This window comes from Pseudomonas sp. PAMC25584 (genome assembly GCF_058135675.1).
Window position 1 is genome coordinate 132,850 of sequence record NZ_CM176870.1, and the last position, 23,353, is coordinate 156,202.

Here is a 23,353-nt window from a genome sequence, read left to right on the forward strand (position 1 = left end):
TCCTGAAGCGGTTCAAAGAAAGCCGATGGCCTTGAGGTAGTCGCAGCCTTTGCCTAACAGCGCGGGGCTTTTCTCGGGGTACGGTGTGCCCATTTCTTCCACGCCCCGGCGTGCATTGTCGTGACGGATCATCGACGTATCGCCGATGTCTTCACCCAACCCGTCCAGGTAAAAACCCAGCACGCCAAACAGTGCGTTTTCGCGGCCCACTGTTCGCAGTTGCCGTTGCCATTGCGCAACACTGACCCGGTCGAATGTGTAGCCGGCGTCGCTGAATGCATCGAGGTACTGCTCCCAGCTCAAGGGTTGTGGGTTATGCAGGTTGTACACGCTGCGCCCGGCTGCAAAATGTGTGCAGTGTCGCGCGATAAAACGCGCAAAAAAGTCCACCGGCATTAGGTCGAAGTTCACCTCTAAACGGGGGACCAGGCCCAATTGCAGCGAGCCCTTGAGCATCAGCATCAGGCGATTTTTCTGTGGTTGGCAAACACCGCTTTGGCTGTTGAAGCTGATATTGCCCGGACGATAGATATTCACCCAGGCGCCTTGCTCCAGCGCACGGCCCGATAGCCGTTCGGCCACCCATTTGGACAGGTTGTAACCATTTTTGATGTAGATCGGCAGCGTTGCCGCCGCCGGCGACTCCAGGACCTGTCCCGTGGCGTCGATGGCGCTGCATGCCGACAGTGTCGAGATGAAGTTGAAGACCTTTTTGCTGTGTGTTTCACACAGGCGCATGCATTCCAGTACGGGGTCGACGTTGTCTTTCACCAGCGCCGCGTAGTCCATCACATGATTGACCCGCGCCGCGTTATGCACCAGCGCGCCAAAGTCCCTGGCGAGGCGCTCGTACACCTCACCTGCTAAGCCCAAGCCAGGCTGGCTGATATCGGCGGCGTACACTCGCACCCGGCTCTGGTCCAGATGTTCCAAGCGGTATTCATGCAACGCCTGGGTGAACCGTACCGGTGCCGACTGGTTCGGCAGTTCCCGCACCAGGCATGCCACTTCCGTAGCACCGCGGGCCAGCAACGCTTCGACGATGTGTACCCCGATAAAACTGTTGGCGCCCGTCACGATCACTTTGCGGCGGTCACCGGCGCAGGCCTCGGGCAGCACCTCAAGCGCCGGTTTGCGCTGTGCGTCTTGAACCGCCTGGCCGGAGGGTGCTTCGGCGCGCGGGCCGTCCTCCAGCAGCGTCGCGAGTGTACGAATGGTCGGCATTTCAAAAAAGCTGTTTAGAGGCAGACTGCGACCAAATTGTTCGCGAACCCGTAGCAGCAGGCTCGACAGCAGAATGGAATGGCCGCCGACGTTAAAGAAGCTGTCATCGATGGACAACGTCCCTGCGGGAAGCTGCAACAACTCACTCCACAGCCGCACCAGTTCAACCTGCAGCGGCGTTTGTGCGGCCTCTGCGGTGCGATTCGACGGGGGCGCCGCCGGCAGTTGCAACAAGGCCAGGCGATCGACTTTACCGTTGCCCGCGTAAGGCATGCCGGCTAATTCGATCCACCGCTCGGGTTGCAGGTAGTCAGGCAGCCACTGCCTTGCGTACTGCTTAAGGGCGTCTATCGTGGCGCCAGGCTCCGGCTGGGCGACCACACCGCTAATCCTGTGATCACCGTCGATCACCACCGCCACCTGACGAAACAGCCGGCTGGCGCGCAGGCACTGTTCGATCTCCTGGGGCTCGACTCGAAACCCCCGAATCTTCACTTGCTCGTCCCGACGCCCGCCCAGTTCGATGCCGTCGGCGGTCCACTTTGCGCAATCGCCGCTGCGGTAGGCGCGCAAGGACTGGCCGCCCGACAATGCCAGTTCGACAAAAGGGTCGTCGCGCCGTTGTGTTGCGTTCAAGTACCCCAGGCTCACGCCGGGCCCCACGATGTACAGCTCGCCCATCACCTGCTCGTCCACCGGCTGCAAGTGCTCATCGAGTATCAGCACCTGGCTGTTGGCGATGGGGCGGCCGACGTTGCGATTGCTATCCCCAGGCCGCAACGTCCGATGGGTGACCAGTACCGTGGCTTCGGTGGGGCCATAGAGATTGTGCAACTGGCACTGGCCGGCCAGTCGTTCGATCACGTAGGGCTCACAGGCGTCGCCGCCGGTCAGCAGGTGCGCCAGGCCCAGCGGTTGATCCAGCGGCAGGATGCTGAGCAGCGCCGGCGGCAGGAAGGCATGGGTGATACGTTGCTGGCGGATCAGCTCCAACAGTTGCTGCGGGTCGCGTCGTTGCGTCTCGCTTGGGACAATCAACTCGGCGCCGGCAATCAGGCTGGGGAAGATATCCATCACCGAGGCATCGAAGCTCAACGAAGCGAACTGCAACACCCGGCTCTGCTCATTCAGCCCCATGCAACCGCCGAACCAGGCGGTGAAATGGGCCAGGTTGCCCTGGCTCAGCAGCACGCCTTTGGGGCGGCCGGTGGTGCCCGAGGTGAAGAGCGCCATGCACGGTGCATCGGGGTTGGGGCGATGCCGCAGCAGCGGCGGCAACGTGTCGCGCTGATCGATTGCACTGACATCCAATGAAACGAAGCCATCGCGCAGTGGGTGGCGGCCATCATCCAGCAACACCCTGGCTCCCGCGCTGTCCAGCATGGCCTGTTGGCGTTGCGGTGGATGGTCAGGGGCCAGTGGCAGGTAAACCGCGCCGCAGCCCAGCACCGCAAGAATACTGGCGTACAACGCGGTTGTTTTTTCCAGGCACACCCCGACCACCGGCGGTGCCTCGACGCCTTCCAGCAGTGGGCCGAGCCGTTGCTGGATCGCCCGTGCTTGAGTGTGCAATTGCCGATAGGTCAGCACGCGGCCGGCAATGTTCAGCGCCGGCCGTGTGGCGAAGGTGAGCAGGCTGGCCTGCAATCGTTCGATCATCGGCACCTGCGCCGCCTGTAGCAGTTGCACGTCGGTCGTGTGATTGAACCGATGCACAAACGCCAGCGCTTCGAGCCTTTGCAAGCCGTGTTCGGGCCAGGCATTGGCGCCGGCCCCTGCGGGAAAATACTCAGGGTCGCGGGCGAAGCCGCTCACCAGCACAGCGACCCATTCCACCAGCGCAGTTACCGCTCGCAGGCGCAGTCGCTGGCCATTACCGCTGGGCTCTTCGACAAGGTCCAACACGACCCCCCAGCGTTGGCCAGCGTCATACGCGCGCAACTGTAGCTGCGGCAACCCGTACTCCGTCAGCGGGCCGACGCCCAGGCGCAGGCTGATGCGTGGAGCGGCGGCCAGGTGTGTCGGCAGTGACGCACTACCGTCCTCAATTACCAGGTCGGCAGCGTCATGACTCGACAGATGACCATATTGCTCCAGCTCCAGCCTCAGCGCACCGAGGGCATGGCTGATACCGAACCATCCAATTGTCAGACGTCTCATGCCGCTCTCCCGGCCACTGGCAGATAGTCGGCCAGTGCCTGGGCTACGCTCGGTGTCTGCAGCAAGCCGCTGTGCTGCAGAAAGCCCATGATGTTGCCGATCAGCGGGTGGTGGCGGGTGATGGGGAAATCCAGTGCCGCCATGTCGGCCCTCAGTGCATGGCGAACGTCAGTGCTCACGTCCAACTGATCGATCAGTTGCAGGTCGAAGGATTTTTGCAGCTCGTTGGTCAGGTAGTGCTTCAGGAAGATGGGCAAGACAGGGGCAATGCTGTCGCGCTCATCCGGGCTTGCCGCCTGCCAATAGAGGCGCACCAGGCGCGTCCAGAACTGCCCATGGCGCCCTTCGTCGAACAGGTGATCGGCCATCAAGCCACGGATGGAAGCCTTGACGCTGTGGTCCTTGGAAAACGCCGCCACGTCATGGGTCACGGTGTTCTCGGCGATGGCCACGCCAATCAATTCCACCGCGTCGCGCAGGTGCGCCGGGGCCTGTGCCTGCGCCGCCGGCAGGGCGCGGCTGAGTTCGATTTGCAGGGGCAGGTCCAGTGGCGGTATGCCGGTCATTTCCACGGTCTGTTGCAGGAAGTCCAGTGCGACCAGGGCGTGATAATCCTCGTCCACCACGACGGTCATCGCGTCGTAGCGACACACAAGGGGGAAGGGCAGCGCGAAACGGTTTTTGGCAATGTTGCGCGCGGTCTTGTCGACGATCTCGGTTTCGAAAATCACCACGTCATTGATGAACTTGTAGAAGCTTTGCAGCAGCACGAAGTCGCGCCACTGCGGGCAATGCTCAAGAAAGGTCGTGCTGAGGACCAGGGGCTGGCGGCAGAGCGGATAGATCAGCTTGTCGTCGTTTTCCAGCAGGCGGCGAGGGCGCGTGCGGATGGTGGCGCGGCGTTCCCAGTCTTCGGCGATGGAACGGTAGTCGGCGACGTTCATGGGCGCACCTGTTGCAGCAAGGTACGCACGTCGTCCCAGAGCTTAATGCGGTTTTCCACGGCGTTGATCGCGGTTTCAACGGCTTGTTGCTGGTACTCGGGAGCGCTGAGGGTCAGGCCTTGGAGCATCCTCTGTGCCGCTGGCTCATGGCCTTGGGTGTCCAGTTCGATGTGGCGGTTGAGGTAGTAGCCCAATGTAGGCGCTTGGCGATCGATGATTTCACTGCCCTGCAACAGCCGTTCGAACATGCTTGGGATAATACTTTCGCGGCCGTGCAGGAAGGCGGCGGCCACACAGTGGGTGGGCGCATTCAACGCGATGTGCAACGTGCTCGCGACGAAGCGGGCCACGCCGGGCAGGACATCGACCTGACACAAGGCGGCATTGGCCTCGACACCCCGACGTTGCAGCGCGATGAAGGTATCGATGGCGTGGGTACTGGCGCCCACCTCAAGCATGGCTTCCCGGTACAGCTCGAAGTGACTGCAATGACCACGCCTGGGGTGTTCGTCCGACTCCTCGCCCAGCACGATTTCGTTGATCAGGCGGGCGGCTTGCGGGTCGCTCGGTGGGAGCCAGGGCAACTGCGTACACGTCAGGTCCCGTTGCAGGCGTTTGGTGAGGGTCATGAAGTCCCAAACGGCAAATACATGGTTTTCCATAAAAAGTTGTAACTTGCCAAGTGAAGTTATTTCTTCAAATAACGGGTGACTGCATAACTGCAGCTTTTTTTGTTTAAGTAGAACTTGATACATGGTTGATGCCTATAAGTTGTTGCGACTGCTCTGAAAACAGTGATGGGCTTTTGCAGCCAAAAAGCAGACAGGTAACGTTTTAGCCAAGCCGCGCGCGCAGCGCTGCCCAAACAGGGGTTCGTGCAGGCGGTTGAGGTGTTTGGTTTATTGAAGAGTGATAATAAGCTGATTAAACGTTTGGGCGAGCTTATAAATGTATTAGATGTTTTTTCGAAAAGATTCCGGTTGTGGGTAAGTTGTATTGTTAAACGTGGGAAGTTTCCCGGGCATTACGCAGTCGAATAGTGTTAACCGGGGCATCTTGACGCGGGGCTTTCCCAGGAGGAAGACAGCCCCGCAATGCTTAAAGGGTGAATTCGGCGGAAAACCTTACTTGCCGGCCGCCTCAAGGCCCTTTAGGTATGTGCTGATGACCTCCATGCCTCGCATCAGGTGATTGCGCAGCGTCAGGATGCTTTCGGCGACCTTCTTCTGCGCCACCAGGTTCAGCAGTTCGCGGTGATCTTCCTGGGACGTCTCGCCCAACCCCATCGCCTCAAGGTTGAAGCGCAGGAAGCGCTCCTCTTCATTCAAACCGTGTTCGACCAACGTGAGTAGCCGCCGGTTGGGCGCCTTGCCATACAGCGCCATGTGGAACAGGCGGTTGAGCCGGCCAATCTCGGTATAGTCTTTCTCCTGCTCCAGCGCCGTGATGAAGGCATCGGCCTGGGCAATGTCGTCTGCGCTGAGCAACGGAATCGACAACCGCAGCGCTTCGGATTCCAGCAGCATGCGCAAGGCGTAGGTTTCGGCTGAATTGTCTTCGATCAGCGGTGCAACCACCGCACCCTTGTGCGTCACGACATGCAGCAACGACTGGGCTTCCAACTGCCGAAGGGCTTCACGCACGGGCATGCGGCTGACGCCGAACAGGCTGGCCAGCTCTTGCTGGCGCATGGCGGTACCACAAGGCAAGCGGCCATCAAGGATGGCATTGCGCAAGGTTTCTTCGATTACGGAACGAGCAAGATGGGCGGGAATAGGCCCGCTGACCTTGATACTGCTCAAAGGGCTCGGCTTTTGCGTCACGGCTACGCTAGCCTCCTTATAGAATGGGTATGGCTTATTGGATCCAATGCACACTAGAGATTGCCTACAGGCTTGTCAAACGAGCAAGGTTTTCGGCTTGTAAGCGGCTAAACACGCGACTCTGAGCGCCCACATCAAGCTTTTGCGGTGTCTTACACGCCGGTGTCAGATTGCTCTGAATTGAACACTTCACCGCCGTCGTTTATTCCACTACCAGCGCCCAGCGCAGGTGATCGGCGATACATTCCCATCTATGCATATTCACTAACGGTATTTAAAGTGCTGTTCTTATACCTATAAAGTCACTCTCCTGTCCGACCGGGAGTGAATTCATGTCCGCCACCTCTACTGTTCCAGCAGCGACCCCTAACGCCCAAACCTTCGAGATTCGTCCACTCCCCGGCCGCGTGGGGGCCGAGATCATCGGCCTGGATTTGTCCCGTCCGGTCAACGACGAGGATTTCGCCCGCATTCACCGCGCACACCTGGATCAGCATGTGCTGATTTTTCGCGACCAACGCATCACCCCCCAACAGCAAATCGCTTTCAGCCGCCGCTTTGGCGTGCTGCAGATCCATGTGCTCAAGCAGTTCCTGCTGGCCAACCAACCGGAAATCCTGATCGTCTCCAACATCATCGAAAACGGCCAATCCATCGGCCTGGGCGATGCGGGCAAATTCTGGCATTCGGATCTGTCCTATAAAGAACTGCCCAGCCTGGGCTCGATGCTGCACGCCCAGGAACTGCCAGCCGAAGGCGGCGACACCTTGTTTGCCGACATGCACAAGGCCTGGGACCAACTGCCCGCGCACCTACGCAAAGCCATACACGGCCGCAGCGCCGCGCACGCCTACACCGCGCGTTACAGCGAAAGCAAATTCGAAGGCAACTGGCGCCCGACGCTGACCCCCGAGCAGCTCGCCCAAGTCGCCGAAGTGGTCCACCCGATTGTGCGCACCCACCCGGAAAACGGCCGCAAGGCGCTGTTCGTCAGTGAAGGCTTTAGCACCCGCATCATCGGCCTGCCGGAAGACGAAAGCCGCGACCTGCTGGCCCAGCTCTATGCCCACAGCGTGCTGCCGGAAAATATCTACCGCCATCAATGGCAGCCCCACGACCTGGTGTTCTGGGACAACCGCTCGCTGATCCACCTGGCGGCCGGTTGCCCGAGCCATCTGCGCCGCAAGCTGTACCGCACCACCATCCAGGGCGACGCGCCTTTCTGATTCGGAGCATGACCATGTCCAGGAACATTCCATTTGCACGGCTGGCCGCAACGCTCGGCCTGGGTATCAGCCTGTTGGCTGGCAGCCTCGTCGCCCCAGCGGTTGCGCAGGCTGAAGGTGAGATTCGCATCGCCGAGCAGTTCGGCATCGTCTACCTGTTGCTCAACGTGGTGCGCGATCAGCACCTCATCGAAAAATACGGTAAACAGGAAGGCCTCGATATCAAGGTCGACTGGACCCAACTCTCCGGCGGCGCGGCCGTTAATGATGCGCTGCTCTCCGGCTCCATCGACATCGCCGGTGCCGGCGTCGGCCCGCTGCTGACCATCTGGGACCGCACCCACGGCAAGCAGAACGTCAAGGCCGTCGCCTCCCTCGGTAACTTTCCCTACTACCTGGTGAGCAACAACCCCAAGGTCAAGACCATCGCCGATTTCACCGACAAAGACCGCATCGCGGTGCCGGCGGTGGGTGTGTCGGTGCAGTCGCGCTTCCTGCAATACGCGGCCGCCAAGCAGTGGGGCGACAAGGAATTCAATCGCCTCGATCAGTACACCGTCGCCGTCCCGCACCCTGACGCCACGGCGGCGCTGATCGCCGGCGGCACTGAGCTGACCGGGCACTTTTCCAACCCGCCGTTCCAGGACCAGGCCCTGGCGAACCCCAATGTGCATGTGGTGCTCAATACCTACGACCTGCTGGGCCCGAATTCGCCGACGGTGTTGTTCGCCACTGAAAAATTCCGCAACGACAACCCGAAAACCTACCAGGCCTTTGTCGACGCGCTGACCGAAGCCGCGCAGTTCGCCCAGAACGACAAAGGCGCCGCCGCCGACACTTACATCCGCGTGACCAAGGCCAAGATCGACCGCGCCGAGCTGCTGAAAATCATCGACAACCCGCAATTCGAATTCAGCGTCACGCCGAAAAACACTTACCCGCTGGCGGAATTCCTCTACCGCGTCGGCGCGATCAAGAACAAGCCTGAATCGTGGAAGGACTACTTCTTCCAGGACGCCAAGCCCCTGCAAGGAAGCTGAGATGAACGCGCCCTTGCCAGGCCACGCGGCCAGCAACCTGTCCGCTGCCGCCGCGCTGCTGGCGGTGGATAACGTCAGCCTCGAATACCGTACCCCCGAGCGCGTGGTGCGGGCCACGCACCAGGTCAGTTTCGAAGTCGACCCGGCCGACCGCTACGTATTGCTCGGCCCGTCGGGTTGCGGCAAATCCACCTTGCTCAAGTCCATCGCCGGGTTTATCCAGCCTTGCGAAGGGGAGATCCGCCTGCTGGGGCAGAAGGTCGAACGCCCCGGTCCTGATCGCATCGTGGTGTTCCAGGAATTCGACTAGCTGCCGCCGTGGAAAACCGTCAAACAAAACGTGATGTTCCCGCTGCTGGCGTCAAACACCCTCAAGCGTCGTGCAGCCGAAGAACGCGCGCTGCACTACCTCGACAAAGTCGGCCTCAGCGCCTTTGCCGACGCCTATCCGCACACCCTCTCCGGGGGCATGAAAGCCCGCGTGGCCATCGCTCGCGCCCTGGCCATGCAGCCGAAAATCCTGCTGATGGACGAACCCTTCGCCGCCCTCGACGCCCTGACCCGCCGCAAGATGCAGGAAGAGTTGCTGCGGCTCTGGGAAGAAGTGCGTTTCACCTTGCTGTTCGTCACCCACTCCATCGAAGAAGCGCTGGTGGTGGGCAATCGCATCTTGTTGTTGTCGCCCCATCCGGGACGGGTGCGCGCGGAAATCCACAGCCATCAATACGACCTGCACAGCCTGGGCGGCGTGGAATTCCAGGCATCGGCGCGAAGGATTCATCGCCTGCTGTTCGATGAAGCGCCCGAAGCCGAACGTGAGTTGGGCTTCGCCGATATCCGCATCGCTTACTGAAGGGGCCCGCTCATGCGCCAGGAATATGAAGTCACCCTCGAACCGCTGCTCAGCGTCCCCGTGGAACGCGAGCTGCCCCTGCGCCAGCGCCTGTGGCAACAAGGCTGGTTGCGCAAAGGCTTGATCCTGATCGTGCTCGCGATCCTCTGGGAAGCGGTTGCGCGCTACCAAAACAATGACCTTTTGTTGCCGAGTTTTCTGCAGACGTTTCACGCGCTCTACGACGGCCTGCTCAGTGGCGAGTTGTTGAGTAAAGTCAGCATCTCACTGGTGGTGCTGATCAAGGGCTACCTGATCGGCATCCTGCTGGCATTTGCCCTGACCACACTGGCGGTGTCGACCCAACTGGGCCGCGACCTGCTCAGCACCCTGACCTCAATGTTCAACCCGCTGCCGGCGATTGCGCTGCTGCCGCTGGCGCTGCTGTGGTTTGGCCTGGGCCAGAACAGCCTGATTTTCGTGCTGGTGCATTCGGTGCTATGGGCATTGGCGCTCAACACCTACTCGGGGTTTCTTGGCGTGTCCGAAACCCTGCGCATGGCCGGTCGCAACTATGGGTTGAAGGGTATGCGCTTTGTGCTGTTCATCCTGATTCCAGCGGCACTGCCGTCGATCCTCGCCGGCCTGAAAATCGGCTGGGCATTCGCCTGGCGCACGCTGATCGCCGCCGAACTGGTGTTCGGCGCCACCAGCGGCAAAGGTGGCCTGGGCTGGTACATTTTCCAGAACCGCAATGAGCTGTACACCGACAAGGTATTCGCCGGGCTAGCGGTGGTGATCCTGATCGGCTTGCTGGTGGAAAATTTGGTGTTCGACACCTTCGAGCGATTGACCGTCAAACGGTGGGGCATGCAGCGCTGAGGCTGGCTTGATCAATGAGTGATCAGACTTGCTCCCGCCGGCGTGTAGGAGCGTTCCTGATTTTTGTCCCGTTGAACGATCAACAAGCCTAGGCATTAACCTTTCGACGGTTAACCTTAAGAGACTTCGTTATGTCCGTCGAAAATCCCTACGCTGCTCCACTGGCCGATCTGAGTCAGTCAGCCGCTGATCAACCGATGTTCTTTGTTGTTGCGCCGCGCAAATTGTTGCTGATGATTTTGCTGTCCCAAGGTTTGTACATGGTTTATTGGAGTTACAAACAGTGGGCCTATTATCGTCAGGCAACCGGTGCCCGCATTTGGCCTTGGGCCCGAGGCTTTTTTGCGGTGTTTTTCTTTTACTCGTTCGCGATGAAGGTACGGCGAAAGTTTGAACTGACCAATACGCCGCATCGCTGGTGGCCACGGTGCCTGGCGCTTGGGTTGACCTTCAGCGCACTGCTGCCGCAGGCCTATGTCTGGTTTGTAGCGCCGATGACAGCACTGAAACTCAACCTCTGCCTTTTGATCGTCTATGCAGCCCTGGCGGTGCAGCTTCAGCATGCGGTGAATCGTGTTGAAGATGACGCGGAGGGCAAAGCCAACCATCGACTGACCTGGGCCAATGGCATCTGGATACTCATCGGGATGAGTTTCTGGGCGCTGACGACATTTTTGGCGCTCAACCCACCCGGGCCGTACTGAGTTTTTTCGCTGCGCTAAACACGTGTCCATGCACGGTGGACACGTGTTTCCAAAAAGCATTTTCCAGACACGCGCCTTCAAGGATTGCGCAAAAACACCACATACCCCCGAAACCACTCACTCCCCTTCAAATACCCCGGCGCTACCCATTCTCCGCCCTGGATCAAGCCGATCTTGAACGGCAGCCCCAGCCGATTCATCCGTGGCAGATACGCGGCGTAATCCGGGATGCTCTGGCGCCCCTGGTACGTCTGCACCACCACTTCATCCACCACGCCGTTGAGCTGGGCGATGGCGGCCGGGTCGGCGTTGCTGCTCCAGTCCATCAGGCCGGTGATGCTCAGGCGCAGGTCGGCGGGCAGGCGCTGGCGCAGGTCGCGCAGGAAACCGGCGTATTCGTGCAGGTACTGGGTGCGGGCGTCGAAGTCGATCTGGATGCCGATCACCGGGTTGCCGGCGTCGCGCCAGCGTTGTACCTGGCCGAGCAACTGGGTGTAGACGCGGTCTGGCCAGCGTAGGGTGTGGGCGCGGTAGACCAGCCAGATGTCGCCCTGGGTGATGCGCGGCACACTCATGCCTTGGGCGATCAATTGCACGCCGCGTTGGGGCGCGCGGCGGGTGGCGTTGATCTGGCCCTGGAGGATGTACAGGGTTTTCGCCTGCTTGAGCACCGGCTGTGGTGTGACGCCGCTCCACAGCCAGAAGGCGTCATAGTCGCGGGCGTCGACGGCGCCGAAGGCCGGGCTTGCCAGCAACAGCAAGCCGAGCCACAACGGTTTCACCAGTAGTACTGCAGCGATTTGCCCCACTGCGTGTCGGCAAAGCCCGTCTTGAGCTGGCGGAACCAGGCCTTGCGCACGGCCGGCGTAACGTCTTCGCCGCCGCAACTGTTGTAGCCAGAAGGCGCGTAGCAATTAAGGGCGCGGAACAGCGCGTAGGCCTTGTCGGCTTTAGGTGCCTTGGGGTTGCCGATCACCTGTTGATAGCCGTCGAGACGCGAGAAGGTGGCACCCTTGAAGTCCGATGGTGTGCTGCCCAGGCTGCCGGCGGCGCGCGCCTGCTCAAGGGGCATGCTATCCAGGCTGTTGCGCAGGATGAACTCGCCGAAACAGTTCAGGCCGTGGGGGTTTTTCGCGTCGTTCTGCAAGGTCGCGGCGGTTTGCGCAATGCTCGGGCAGGTGTAGCCGGATTCGGCCTTGTCGCCGTTCCACTGGAACAGTTTCAACGTCTGGCCGGCGCTGTAGACATAACCCAGGCTGGTGCCCAGCTTGTCGTCCGGCGCCGACGCCGGCAGTTGCTTGAGGTCGTCGTCGAAGGTGGCGAACTGGCCGCGCAGCAGGTCTTTATAGAGCAGCACGAATTGGGCGGTCTGGCGCTCTAGCGGGTCGTGCGCCTGGGCGATCTGCTGGCGCAGCAAGTCCGGCCCGGCACTGTTGCGCAGCAGGATGTAGCGCACCTGTTTGGCGCTGATCGGCGAATCGGCGGCGAACACCTTGGCCAACTGGCCGCTGCGTTCGTAATTCATCGCCAGTGCCAGCTCCAACTGGTCGCGTTGCAGCGGTTGCTTGGCCAGCGGCAGCAGTTGCAGCCAGAGTTTTTCGGCGGCTTTCCAGTCTTGCTTGGCTTCCAGGGCCAGGCCGCGCAGGGTCTGTTGGCTGAAGGCGAAGTAATCCGGGTTCGAGGGCACGTCCTGGGGCAGGTGCTTCAACGCGCTGTCGGGTTGATGCTCGACGTACAGGGCATACGCCGCTTGCAGGTAGTCGAACAGCGCCGGTTCGTCGGCAAACACGGCTTTTTGCCCATCGAGGTCGGCGCGGGTGAGGGTCGGCGGCGTATGCGCGCGCATCAGCATCAGGTCGCTGACGAGCAGGATCATCGGGTTCTTGACCGCCTTGCCGTTGACCATCAGCAGCTTGAGGTCGGCTTCGGCCACCAGCTCATCCACGGACACATTGCGCTGGGCGTCGGTGGCCAGGGTCAATTGCCAGGCATAGGCCTCGGCGAGCTTGGCGTGATCGTCCGCCAGCCAATACACCCGGCGCAGCAGGCCACGGGCGGAGGCGACATAATCACCCTGTGGATAAGTCTTCAGGTAACCGAGGAAGCCTGCTTCGGCGTCGCTCAGGGCGGACTTATCCACATGCTCGAGTTGCGGCATGCCGTATTCGTCGAAGGCGTCGGCCTGCGCCTGGTTCAGTGATGTCCGCGCGGTCATGTACAGCGCGGTTTCCTTCAGCCAGGGCAGATGACTGCTGCTGGCGCCGGCAAAACCGCGCTCGGCGTCACTGAAGCGGCCGCTGTAGAAGTCGGCGGCGGCTTGCAGATAAGTGCGAAGCAGTTGGCCTTCGGTCGATTGGATCTGCTGTGCGTCCACCACTTGGCCTTCCCAGGAGCAGGCCGTGAGCAATTGCAAACGCGCCTTCACCAGCAACTCGCGCTCGGCCGCCGGCATGTCGGCCTTGATCACCTGGCGGATAAACGCGGTGGCACTGTCGTCGTCGTTGCTGCGACAGCGGCTGCCTTCGCCATTCAGGAAGTCAGCACCCGCGGATTTGTATTCGTCACGCTTGATGCCCAATGGCTGGAGCAGGGTGTCGAGTTCGGCGCTGGGTGAGGCGTGCGGCGTGTTATCCGGTTCGGCCGGCGTGGCGGCGATCGGCACCAGGCGGTACACCGGGAACGGCACCGGACCGAAGCCTTGGGACAGGTCGTCCTCGCTCAAGGCGTTTGGCGCCAGGGGCGCGGCTTTTTTGTCGGCCAGCAACAGGCGCAGGTTGGTTCGGCTGTCATTGCCGGGGCTCAGGAACGGCAGGTTGTTGCACGTGTCCAGGCTGTCCCGCGAGACCCTCCAGTCGGGGTAGCACGAGTCGTCGGAGCTGGCGAGTGCCGGCTGGGAGAGACCGGCGAGCAATGCCAGTGCCAGGGGTGACAGAAAACCGATGCGCATGACGTGTCCTTGATCCTGAGTCCTTGGAGGGCGCCAATCATAACGTGATCCGGCGAAGGCTTCGGCGAAGGCCTACAAAAATTGCTGATTTATCTGACTGTGGGCAGTGGCAATTCAACTCCGCTGCCCTAGGTTGCGCACCTCGTCAGGGAGGTCGGCGCTGGGCGTGGCCTGGCGCCGAGCGGGAAAGCGGGTTCTGACGGGGTGCATCGGTCGCGCTGTGGATCTGGATCGGCGGCGCCGACCTCTGCGGATGTGCGCTGTTCAGGGGCTGTAAAGCCCGTTGATCCGCCGTGATCGCAGCACGTAGACGCAGGGTTGGCGCGCTGCCTGTCGGTTGCGAAACAGCGAGCGAATCCGGGGCTTTTGTCCTAGAGTGGCGCCTGTTTGCGCAAGCGCAGGTTTGGCCCTGAAAACGGGCAGTGGCAGGGGAATTGGGGTGCGACGGTCTGTGGTAGAGCAAGACGACAAGGTTGGGGCAATTTCTGCCGTCAATCGCCTCGCGGGGAGCCGGGAAGGTAAGGGTTGGTTACGCCGCCTATGGTGGGTGCCGATTCTGGCGCTGGCGCTGGCCGTGCGTTTTTATGGCCTGACGGCCGCAGCGATCTGGGGCGATGAAGGCTCGAGCCTGCTGCTCAGCCAATATGCTGCGGCGGACCTGTGGTTTCACGCCGCCCACGATGTGCATCCGCCGCTGTATTTTTTCCTGCTGCGCGGCTGGATCGAGCTGTTCGGCGATGGCATCTGGTCGATTCGCAGCATGAGTGCGATTCCCGGCGTGGTCGTGGTGGGCCTGGGCATCTGGCTTGCGCGGCAGCTGTCCACCCGTCGCGCCGCCGTGCTGGCCGGTGTGCTGCTGGCGCTGTTCCCCAGCGCGGTGCGCTACAGCCAGGAAGTGCGCATGTACTCGCTGCTCGCCGTGTGGCTGCTGGGCGCGACGCTGGCGCTGGTGTATTGGGTGCGTCAACCCGAGCGCACGCGCTACTTGCTGGCGTATGGGCTGCTGATGGCCGCCGGTTTCTACACCCATTACTTCACCGCGCTGTGTGTGCTGGTGCATTGGGCCTGGCTGGGGCTGTTGAGCGCGGCCCAGCCACCGGGCCGGCGCTTGATCACGCGTCCGGCGTGGTGGGCGGCCAACGTCGCGATTGTGCTGGTGTACCTGCCGTGGCTGCCGAACCTGGTGGGCCTGCTGCAGCATGTCGAGCAGCTCAAGGTCGGTGGCGACATCGGCTGGGAAGCGCCGGTCAGCCTGTTCTCTGTGCCGTCGATGATCTGGCAGTTCATGTTGCAGGACGAAGGTCTTGGCTTATGGCCAGTGCTGTTCTGGTTTTTTCCGCTGCTGCTGGTGACCGTGGTGGGCGTCAGCGCCTGGCGCGATCGGGCGCGCTACCGGCCGGCCGTGCTGCTGGCGTTGTTTTTTTTGCTGCCGCTGCTGTTGGTGTACGGGGTGTCGTTCATCTCGCCGGTGTTTATCGAGCGTTACCTCACGGTCTACGCCCTGGGCTTGCCGATCCTCCTGGGCCTGGCCATCGACCGCCTGCCCAGACGCTTTTCATTGCTGGGCGCGGCATTGTTCGTGCTGGTCGTCGGGGTGGAACTGCTGGGGTTGAAGAACAACTCTACGGTGGATGTGCATGATCAATTCAGCGGGCCGGTGGAGTTCGTCAATCGCAACTACCAAGAAGCTGACCGCATCGTCCTCAGCGACATGCTGTGGTACTTGAGCTACGTGTATTACGACCAGACCGACGCGCAATTGCAGCTTTACACACCGCCCAAGCCTGATGGCACGCCGACGCGGCCGAATGCCTATGGCTTCGGCACCCTGGTGGATCAGGACGGCGGGCGTATTTACCTCGACCGTTTGTCGGAGTTGCCGGCGGATACCCGCCGTGTCTGGCTGATCAGCAGCAACGAAGCGCCGGACGATTTCGCGCCGCTGCCGCATGGGTGGCGTCAAATTATGCAGCAAGATGGCGGTGGTGCCAGGGCGCGGTTGTTCGTGCTATGCCTCGGCCCAGAGCCGTCGCAGCCTGAGGGGTGTCGCTAATACCCATTCGGAATGAGTGGAATACCAAAATAGTGGCAATTGATTTCTAGGGAGCTCTGTAATCATCAATTACGGTTCGCCCCACAAATGGATTTTTGTCCTACTGAGTGGTGAACGGATTGTAGATATAACGTTATCTCCGGCTTATCCCGCTCCGGCCAGCTATCCGCGCAGCAATGCGGCGCACAACTGCAGGCATGGTTGCAAACCCTGTAGCGCGAGTTCGCTCCTGCTGCGGGGGAGGACTAGACTCGGATAAACCCACCTATCCGGAGCTCATCATGCAATCGCCTGAACACAGCTTGCCCTCCCTGTTCAAACAACTCGGCCTGGACGATGACGCGGCCGGCATCGAGCAGTTCATCACCACACATTCACCGCTCAAGCCGGAGCTGCAACTGGCCGATGCGTTTTTCTGGACGGATAGCCAGAAGGCGTTTTTGCGTGAGGAAATTCTGGTGGATGCGGATTGGGCTGAAGTGGTGGATGAGTTGAACCTGATGTTGCGGCGTGGTCGAGAGGTGTAAAAAAATCTTTTATGACGCGCGGTAATGTAAAAAAAAATGGTGTGCGGTAAAAAAAACTGGGCTGTAAGCGACCCAGTTAATTTTTTCTGGAAAGCTTCGCACCATGGCAATCGACCTGCGTGCTGGGGCGGGTGATACACGAGGTTGGGAAATTTCCTATCGACTAAAAGGAAGTAGATGATGGTGGGCAGAGTGAGGAACCCTTATCAACAGGGGCTGACTCCTTCTTCTGGACACAACATGAAACGACTGATCCCCCGCGCTGAAATTGAACAATATGACCTCACAAAAATCGAGAGTCCCTATTTTGCCGGCAGCAAAGTAAGGGAATTTTTTCGTGCGCCTTATGCGTTGCAGGGACTGAGTGAACTTCTTAGTGAATGCAATATTTCCCCTGTTTGTTGTCCTGAGGAAAAAGATCAACGGCGAGTGTTGGATAAACTCGCGGCAGGTGATTGGTTATTCGTGACGGACCATCCCTTCGTTCCTTTAAGTAGAGCGTGTCGCGTTAAATACGGGCATCTGATGGGCCGTCGGCTTTATGTCGGGCCGGGTAAGTGGGAAAAAGTCAGCATCGATTACGATGGCATTAAAAACACCGCACTATTGGTGGCTAATCGGTTAGTTTCCATGGGTGATGAGGGGCGAATGTTCTTATCGGATGGCAAGGATCTCGCGAACACCACTAGGGTTATGACTCAACGGTGGGTGAGGCTTGACAGTCGCGATGATCAGCTTACTCACAGATCGGTTGAGCGTCGGTATGGTGATCTACGGCATATCAAACAACGCTATCTGGATGGGGATGACAATTGGCAACAGGGTGGAAAATCCTGGCACTGGCAACCTGTAACACCTGATGTGGCCTATGAATACAAGGATGTAAAAAAATGACACGCAAGCATGTTTTTTGGTTTTGGGGAGCCATGGATGCCCTTTATCTGATCCGGTATGCAGTGGTCAGCGCAATAGAGGGAAGGATTCCTTATTTAAGCGATCTTGAAAGTGCTTTATGGGTGCTGCGTGATCATAGCGTTGTGCAGTTATACCTGTTCGGCTTTGCCATGCTGCTGCAAGTTTCCATCGTGATCTCGTGCCTACTGTTCTTTCTTGGACGTGAACAGGTGAGGTGGGTTACTTACCTTCAAACACCCTTGCGATTGGCTTTTATTGTGCCTTCTGTTTCGCTGTTGCTGGTAGGTGCTCAGCTTGTTCCTAACTACAACTGGGTATTAATGGCTGCGTTAGTTGTTGTATCCGAGGCAGTGAAAGTCTGGAGCGTCTGGCGGTGGAGCAAAAGGTGCTGATATTTTCCAGCAGAGCCACTTAGGAGACTGAGCGGTCAATAAGCCGGTTGCACAACAATCCTGAAGCCGACGCTGATCCAAATGTGGGAGGGGGCTTGCCCCCGATCGCGGTAGATCAGTCAACCATGTATTGCCTGAACCTCCGCTATCGGGAGCAAGCCCCCTCCCATATGGGTCATGCGGCGTTGTGGCTATCGTTGAAAATCCAACCCTCACGCTGAAACCCGCTTTACTTACCCAGGCGCCGCCTGAATGGCAGGCTGCACAGCGATCCTGAAGCCGACGCCGATCCAAATGTGGGAGGGGCGGTGCGACGATTCGACTTGCCCCCGATAGCGGCAGATGAGTCAACCATGTGTTGCCTGAACCTCCGCTATCGGGAGCAAGCCCCCTCCCACATGGGTCATGCGGCGTTGCGGCTATCGCTGAAAATCCAACACCCGCGCTCAAACCCGCTTTACTGACCTCCATCTCCACCCACCCGCTAAATTGTTTCAAAACTTGACGCATTCGGCTCCATCCACCATATTGATAGTTAGCAAACTAACTGTATGCGAATGATCCAGTGCCCAAGACCCTCGAACAACTCCAGATGAACCTCAGCAGCAGCATGGTGGTGGGCGCCCGTAACTGGCGCAAAATCTGCCAGAACACGCTGGTGAGCTACGGTATTTCCGAAGCCTGCGCCGTGCCGTTGTTGATGATCGGCCGCCTGGGCGACGGGGTGCATCAGGTAAAAGTGGCCCAGGCGTCGGGGATGGAAAGCCCGTCGCTGGTGCGCCTGCTCGACCAACTGTGCAGCGGCGGCTATGTGTGCCGCGCCGAAGACGCCCACGACCGCCGCGCCAAGGCGTTGAGCCTCACCGCACGTGGCCGTGAGCTGGTGCAGGCGGTGGAGGCGCAACTGGTGCGTCTGCGCCGCGAGGTGCTGGCCGATATCGCGCCTGCCGACATGGAGGTTGCGCTGCGTGTGTTGCGCGCCTTTGAAGCCGCCCATCAACCTCCAGCGGTTGCGGCATCTTGAGGGGATTTTTTACCGGCATGCCGCCGGCCAAGGACTGGTTCTACGGGGTACGCACGTTCGCTGCGTCGATGATCGCGTTGTACATCGCCATGCTCATGCAAATGCCGCGTCCGTACTGGGCGATGGCCACGGTGTACATCGTCTCCAGCCCGTTTGTCGGCCCGACCAGTTCCAAGGCGTTGTACCGCGCCATCGGCACCTTCATGGGCGCGGCGGCGGCGGTGGTGTTTGTGCCGATGTTCGTGCAGTCGCCTTACCTGCTGGTGGTGGTGATTGCGTTGTGGACGGGCACCCTGCTGTTTCTCTCCATGCACCTGCGCACCGCGAATAACTACGCCTTGATGCTGGCCGGCTACACCTTGCCGCTGATCGCCTTGCCAGTGGTGGATAATCCCCTGGCGGTGTGGGACGTGGCCGAAGCGCGCACCGAGGAAATTTTTCTGGGTATCGCGGTGGCGGCGGTGGTCGGCGCGATGTTCTGGCCACGGCGCCTGATGCCGGTGTTCGATGGTTCGGTGGCCAAGTGGTTCAGCGACGCCCAGGTCTACAGCCAGCGCTTTCTGAGCCGCAACGTGGCGCCGGCAGAAGTCAGCGCCTTGCGCAGCGGCATGGTCGCCACCTTCAACACGTTGGAGTTGATGATCGGCCAGTTGCCCCACGAAGGCGCCCGGCCGCAGACGGTGCGCAACACCAAGGAATTGCGCGGGCGGATGATCCACCTGCTGCCGGTGGTGGATGCGCTCGACGATGCGCTGTACGCCATCGAGCACCGTGCGCCGGAGTTTCTCGAAACGCTCGCGCCGTTGCTGGCGGCGACGGATCAGTGGCTGCACAGCACCACCGAATCCGCGCCGTTGGAACGCTGGCGCGCCCTGCGTGACCAACTTGACGCCCTGCAACCGGCAGGCGAAGCGCTGGACGACCGCCACACGCTGCTGTTCTCCAACGCCCTGTATCGCCTGGGTGAGTGGATCGACCTGTGGCAAGACTGCCGCAGCCTGCAGGCCGCGATCCAATGTGAAAGCCAGGACACCTGGCGCGCCGTGTACCGCCACTGGCGCCTGGGCCGGCTGACGCCGTTTCTCGACCGTGGCCTGATGCTCTATTCGGCGTTTTCCACCGTCACCGCGATCATCGTCGCCTCGGTGCTGTGGATTCTGCTGGGCTGGACCGACGGCGGCAGCGCCGTGATCCTGGCGGCCGTCGCCTGCAGCTTCTTTGCGTCGATGGACGACCCGGCGCCGCAGATCTACCGGTTCTTTTTCTGGACCGCCATGTCGGTGCTGTTCGCCAGCCTGTATCTGTTCCTGGTACTGCCCAACCTGCACGATTTCCCCATGCTGGTGCTGGCGTTCGCCGTGCCGTTTATCTGCATTGGCACGCTCACGGTACAGCCGCGTTTCTACTTGGGCATGCTGCTGACGCTGGTGAATACCTCGTCGTTCATCAGCATCCAGGGCGCCTATGACGCCGACTTCCTCAACTTCGCCAACGTCAACCTGGCCGGGCCCGTGGGCCTGCTGTTTGCCTTTGTGTGGACGCTGATCGCGCGGCCCTTCGGTGCCGAGTTGGCCGCCAAGCGCCTGACCCGGTTCAGTTGGCGCGACATCGTCGGCCTGACCGAACCGGCGACCCTGGCCGAACACCGGCACCTGGCCGCGCAAATGCTCGACCGCCTGATGCAGCACCTGCCGCGCCTGGCGATCATCGGCCAGGACACGGGCATCGCCCTGCGCGATTTGCGCGTGGCGCTGAACCTGCTCGACCTGCTGGCCTACTCGCCACGGATCTACGGCGTACCGCGGGTGTTGCTCGACCAAGTGGTGGAAGGCGTCGGCGCTTACTACAAGGCCTGCCTCAAGGCGGGTGAACGCTTGCCTTCGCCCAGCGGTCTGCTGCTGACCCTCGACCGCACGCGCCGCGCCCTCAACGGCCAAGGCCTGCAAGACGAAGACGACACCCGCCTGCATCTGCTGCACGCCCTGGCGGGCCTGCGCCTGGCACTGTTGCCCGGCGTGGAAATGATTGGCGGCACCGAGACAGAGGCGCCGCTGCCTGATGGAGCGCCTTTATGATCGGTGATCTGGATATCAGCGGGGTGTTCCTGCCCACGTTGCTGGTGCTGATGGGCATTGCTTACGTGTTGTTTCTGGTGGTGCATGGGTTGTTGACCCGTCTCCACTTCTATCGCCTGGTCTGGCACCGGGCATTGTTCAACGTGGGGCTCTATGCGCTGTTGCTGGGCGCGGTGGACTCACTCAGTCGATACCTGATGACATGAAAAAACCTTTTTTGACCATCGGCCGTGTCGTCCTGACGTTGTTGATCGTGAGCTTCGCGGTCGTCGTCGTATGGCGCATGGTCATGTACTACATGTATGCGCCCTGGACCCGTGACGGCCACATCCGTGCCGACATCGTGCAGATTGCCCCGGACGTGTCCGGGTTGATCCAGCGGGTCGACGTGCGCGACAACCAACTGGTGAGCAAAGGCCAGGTGCTGTTCGCCGTCGATCAGGACCGCTTCAAGCTGGCCCTGCGCCAGGCCCAGGCCGCCGTGGCCGACCGCCAGGAAACCCTGGCCCAGGCCCAGCGCGAGTACAAGCGTAACCGTGGCCTGGGCAACCTGGTGCCGAGCGAGCAACTGGAAGAAAGCCAGTCCCGCGTCGCTCGTGCCCAATCGGCCCTGGCCGAAGCGCAAGTGACGGTGGACTCGGCCCAACTCAACCTCGACCGCTCGGTGATCCGCAGCCCGGTGGACGGCTACGTCAACGACCGTGCGCCGCGCACGCAGGAGTTCGTCACCGCCGGGCACCCGGTGCTGTCGGTGGTGGACAGCAACTCCTTCCATATCGACGGCTACTTCGAAGAGACCAAGCTCGACGGCATCCACGTCGGCATGGGCGTCGATATCCGCGTGATTGGCGACAGCGCACGCCTGCACGGCCATGTGCAGAGCATCGTCGCCGGTATCGAAGACCGTGACCGCAGCAGCGGCGCCAACCTGCTGCCCAACGTCAACCCGGCGTTCAGTTGGGTGCGCCTGGCCCAGCGGATTCCGGTGCGCATTGCGTTTGACGAGGTGCCGGCGGACTTTCGCATGATCGCCGGCCGCACGGCGACGGTGTCGATCATCGGCGACAAGCCCAAGGACGGAGCCCAGCCATGAAGCAGATTGTGGCAACCGCTGCGCTGGGTTTGCTGTTGTCAGCCTGCCAGGTGGTCGGCCCGGATTACCGACTGCCGGAGAAGGCCGCGATGAACCGTGGCGACCTGCAAGGGCAACTGGCGGGCGAGGGCAACAACGTGGTGTCGGCGCCGGTGCCGGCCGACTGGTGGAAGCTGTACAAAGACCCGCGCCTGGATGAACTGGTGCGCCAGGCCATGGCCTCCAACACCGACCTGCGCGTCGCCGCCGCCAACTTGCAGCGGGCGCGTTATCAGGTGCAGGAGGCTCAATCTGTCGGCGGCTGGAGTGCCGGCGCCAAGGCCGAGGCCCAGCGCCTGCAAGAGTCCGGTGAAGCGTTTTTGCTCTCGGAAAAAGTCCCGGTGGGCAATATCGGTAGCGTGGGCATCACCACCTCGTATCAATTCGATCTGTTCGGCACCCTGCAACGCGGCATCGAAAGCGCCCAGGCCAGCGCCGATGCAACCCAGGCCGCAGCCGATATTGCGCGGATCACCCTGGTCGCCGATGTGGTGCGTTCCTATACGCAAGTCTGCGCGGCCAACGAAGAACTGGCGATCGCCAACCAATCCCTCGACCTGCAAGCCCAGAGCACGACGTTGACCCAGCGCCTGCGCGACGCCGGGCGCGGCGATGAAACCCAGGTCACCCGCTCGCAAACCCAGTACAAATCCTTGCGCGCCGATATGCCGCGCTATGCAGCTGCGCGCCAGGCCGGGCTGTTCCGCCTGTCGATGCTGCTGGCCAAGCCGGTGGATCAACTGCCGGCGGGCACCGGCACGTGCGCCGAACTCCCCCACATCGCCCAACTGCTGCCGGTGGGCGATGGCGCGACGCTGCTTAAACGTCGCCCCGATGTGCGCCAGGCGGAACGCCAACTGGCCGCCGCCACCGCACGTATCGGCGTGGCCACGGGCGCGCTGTATCCGGACATCAGCATCGGCGCCAGCATTGGCACGGTCGGGCTGCTCGACAACCTCGGCACGCCCGCCACCAACCGCTGGGGGTTTGGCCCGATGATCAGTTGGACCGTACCGACCAATGGCGCCCGTGCGCGCATCCACGAGTCCGAAGCGGCGACCCAGGGCGCCCTGGCGCACTTCGACGGGGTGGTGCTCAACGCCATCCGCGAAACCCAGACCGGCCTGGCGCAGTACACCGCGCAGTTACAGCGTCGCGATGCGCTGGCCGAAGCCGACGCGTCGGCCAAGGAAGCCGCCGACCAGACCCACCGCTTCTTCCAGGCCGGCCGCGCGTCGTTCCTGGCCGACCTGCAAGCCACGCGCACCTACACCGATGTGCGTGGGCAACTGGCGGCGGCCAACACGCAGGTTGCCATGAGCCAGATCGATCTGTTCCTGGCCCTGGGCGGCGGTTGGGAAAGCGGACGAACGCAAGCCTCACAGCCCGGCAAACCCTGAGCAGGTAGCTATGCTTTGTCAGGCGGGCCGCCATGCTTTTTGACTGGCAGAGA

General features: G+C 61.1%; 19 protein-coding genes and 1 pseudogene. 14 read left to right on the forward strand and 6 right to left on the reverse strand.

Annotated elements, in window-relative coordinates:
• Positions 1–12: 12 nt before the first annotated feature.
• From ACS5Q8_RS00655 to ACS5Q8_RS00670, 4 genes are all read right to left on the reverse strand, one after another.
• Positions 13–3,384 carry an amino acid adenylation domain-containing protein gene (locus ACS5Q8_RS00655; RefSeq protein ID WP_443695900.1) on the reverse strand — a complete coding sequence of 1,124 codons (3,372 nt, stop codon included), beginning with the start codon at positions 3,382–3,384 and terminating at the stop codon, positions 13–15.
• A complete protein-coding gene (locus ACS5Q8_RS00660; protein ID WP_276195698.1) occupies positions 3,381–4,328 on the reverse strand; it encodes a diiron oxygenase in 948 nt (315 codons plus the stop codon). The genes ACS5Q8_RS00655 and ACS5Q8_RS00660 overlap by 4 nt, the downstream gene beginning before the upstream one ends.
• The gene (locus ACS5Q8_RS00665; protein ID WP_465159730.1) at positions 4,325–5,083 is read right to left on the reverse strand and encodes a DUF3050 domain-containing protein; all 759 of its coding nucleotides are present in this window, start codon (positions 5,081–5,083) and stop codon (positions 4,325–4,327) included. The genes ACS5Q8_RS00660 and ACS5Q8_RS00665 overlap by 4 nt, the downstream gene beginning before the upstream one ends.
• Positions 5,084–5,452: 369 nt before the next feature.
• Positions 5,453–6,151 (reverse strand): GntR family transcriptional regulator, encoded by a 699-nt coding sequence (locus tag ACS5Q8_RS00670; RefSeq protein ID WP_465159731.1) that lies wholly within the window; start codon positions 6,149–6,151, stop codon positions 5,453–5,455.
• Positions 6,152–6,483: 332 nt separating this feature from the next.
• Between ACS5Q8_RS00670 and ACS5Q8_RS00675 the strand changes: the two genes are divergently transcribed.
• From ACS5Q8_RS00675 to ACS5Q8_RS00695, 5 genes and pseudogenes are all read left to right on the forward strand, one after another.
• Complete coding sequence (locus ACS5Q8_RS00675) at positions 6,484–7,377, forward strand: TauD/TfdA dioxygenase family protein (RefSeq protein ID WP_465159732.1); 894 nt, start codon at positions 6,484–6,486, stop codon at positions 7,375–7,377.
• Between the two features lie 14 nt (positions 7,378–7,391).
• Positions 7,392–8,417, forward strand: a complete 1,026-nt coding sequence (locus ACS5Q8_RS00680) for an ABC transporter substrate-binding protein (RefSeq protein WP_276195703.1) — start codon at positions 7,392–7,394, stop codon at positions 8,415–8,417.
• Between the two features lies 1 nt (position 8,418).
• A pseudogene (locus ACS5Q8_RS00685) lies at positions 8,419–9,270 on the forward strand (ABC transporter ATP-binding protein).
• Between the two features lie 12 nt (positions 9,271–9,282).
• On the forward strand, positions 9,283–10,131 hold the full coding sequence (locus tag ACS5Q8_RS00690; protein WP_247397856.1) for an ABC transporter permease: 849 nt from the start codon (positions 9,283–9,285) through the stop codon (positions 10,129–10,131).
• 131 nt (positions 10,132–10,262) lie between these two features.
• The gene (locus ACS5Q8_RS00695; protein ID WP_426102737.1) at positions 10,263–10,835 is read left to right on the forward strand and encodes a hypothetical protein; all 573 of its coding nucleotides are present in this window, start codon (positions 10,263–10,265) and stop codon (positions 10,833–10,835) included.
• 77 nt (positions 10,836–10,912) lie between these two features.
• On the opposite strand, the gene ACS5Q8_RS00700 is transcribed toward ACS5Q8_RS00695, so the two are convergent.
• Both ACS5Q8_RS00700 and ACS5Q8_RS00705 read right to left on the reverse strand, forming a co-directional pair.
• Positions 10,913–11,617 (reverse strand): DUF3142 domain-containing protein, encoded by a 705-nt coding sequence (locus ACS5Q8_RS00700; protein WP_463897983.1) that lies wholly within the window; start codon positions 11,615–11,617, stop codon positions 10,913–10,915.
• Complete coding sequence (locus ACS5Q8_RS00705; protein ID WP_465159733.1) at positions 11,614–13,782, reverse strand: PA5441 family protein; 2,169 nt, start codon at positions 13,780–13,782, stop codon at positions 11,614–11,616. Before ACS5Q8_RS00705 ends, ACS5Q8_RS00700 begins: the two co-directional genes overlap by 4 nt.
• Before the next feature lie 439 nt (positions 13,783–14,221).
• Between ACS5Q8_RS00705 and ACS5Q8_RS00710 the strand changes: the two genes are divergently transcribed.
• The 9 genes from ACS5Q8_RS00710 (at position 14,222) to ACS5Q8_RS00750 (ending at position 23,300) form a co-directional block, all read left to right on the forward strand.
• Positions 14,222–15,835, forward strand: coding sequence for a glycosyltransferase family 39 protein (locus tag ACS5Q8_RS00710; RefSeq protein ID WP_463862454.1), 1,614 nt, complete (start codon positions 14,222–14,224; stop codon positions 15,833–15,835).
• Positions 15,836–16,116: 281 nt separating this feature from the next.
• Complete coding sequence (locus ACS5Q8_RS00715; protein ID WP_426102743.1) at positions 16,117–16,362, forward strand: DUF2789 domain-containing protein; 246 nt, start codon at positions 16,117–16,119, stop codon at positions 16,360–16,362.
• A 240-nt stretch (positions 16,363–16,602) separates the two neighbouring features.
• Positions 16,603–17,256, forward strand: a complete 654-nt coding sequence (locus ACS5Q8_RS00720; RefSeq protein WP_426102745.1) for a hypothetical protein — start codon at positions 16,603–16,605, stop codon at positions 17,254–17,256.
• The gene (locus ACS5Q8_RS00725; protein ID WP_463862460.1) at positions 17,253–17,669 is read left to right on the forward strand and encodes a hypothetical protein; all 417 of its coding nucleotides are present in this window, start codon (positions 17,253–17,255) and stop codon (positions 17,667–17,669) included. The genes ACS5Q8_RS00720 and ACS5Q8_RS00725 overlap by 4 nt, the downstream gene beginning before the upstream one ends.
• A 592-nt stretch (positions 17,670–18,261) precedes the next feature.
• On the forward strand, positions 18,262–18,693 hold the full coding sequence (locus tag ACS5Q8_RS00730; RefSeq protein ID WP_276197879.1) for a MarR family winged helix-turn-helix transcriptional regulator: 432 nt from the start codon (positions 18,262–18,264) through the stop codon (positions 18,691–18,693).
• Entirely contained in the window at positions 18,690–20,768 is a 2,079-nt protein-coding gene (locus ACS5Q8_RS00735; RefSeq protein ID WP_276195725.1) for an FUSC family protein, read from the forward strand. Before ACS5Q8_RS00730 ends, ACS5Q8_RS00735 begins: the two co-directional genes overlap by 4 nt.
• Positions 20,765–20,974: a DUF1656 domain-containing protein gene (locus ACS5Q8_RS00740; protein WP_276195726.1), complete on the forward strand. Its 210-nt coding sequence runs from the start codon at positions 20,765–20,767 to the stop codon at positions 20,972–20,974. Before ACS5Q8_RS00735 ends, ACS5Q8_RS00740 begins: the two co-directional genes overlap by 4 nt.
• Positions 20,971–21,861, forward strand: coding sequence for an efflux RND transporter periplasmic adaptor subunit (locus ACS5Q8_RS00745; protein ID WP_276195728.1), 891 nt, complete (start codon positions 20,971–20,973; stop codon positions 21,859–21,861). The genes ACS5Q8_RS00740 and ACS5Q8_RS00745 overlap by 4 nt, the downstream gene beginning before the upstream one ends.
• Positions 21,858–23,300 (forward strand): efflux transporter outer membrane subunit, encoded by a 1,443-nt coding sequence (locus ACS5Q8_RS00750; RefSeq protein ID WP_443695804.1) that lies wholly within the window; start codon positions 21,858–21,860, stop codon positions 23,298–23,300. The genes ACS5Q8_RS00745 and ACS5Q8_RS00750 overlap by 4 nt, the downstream gene beginning before the upstream one ends.
• The last annotated feature ends 53 nt before the right edge of the window (positions 23,301–23,353 follow it).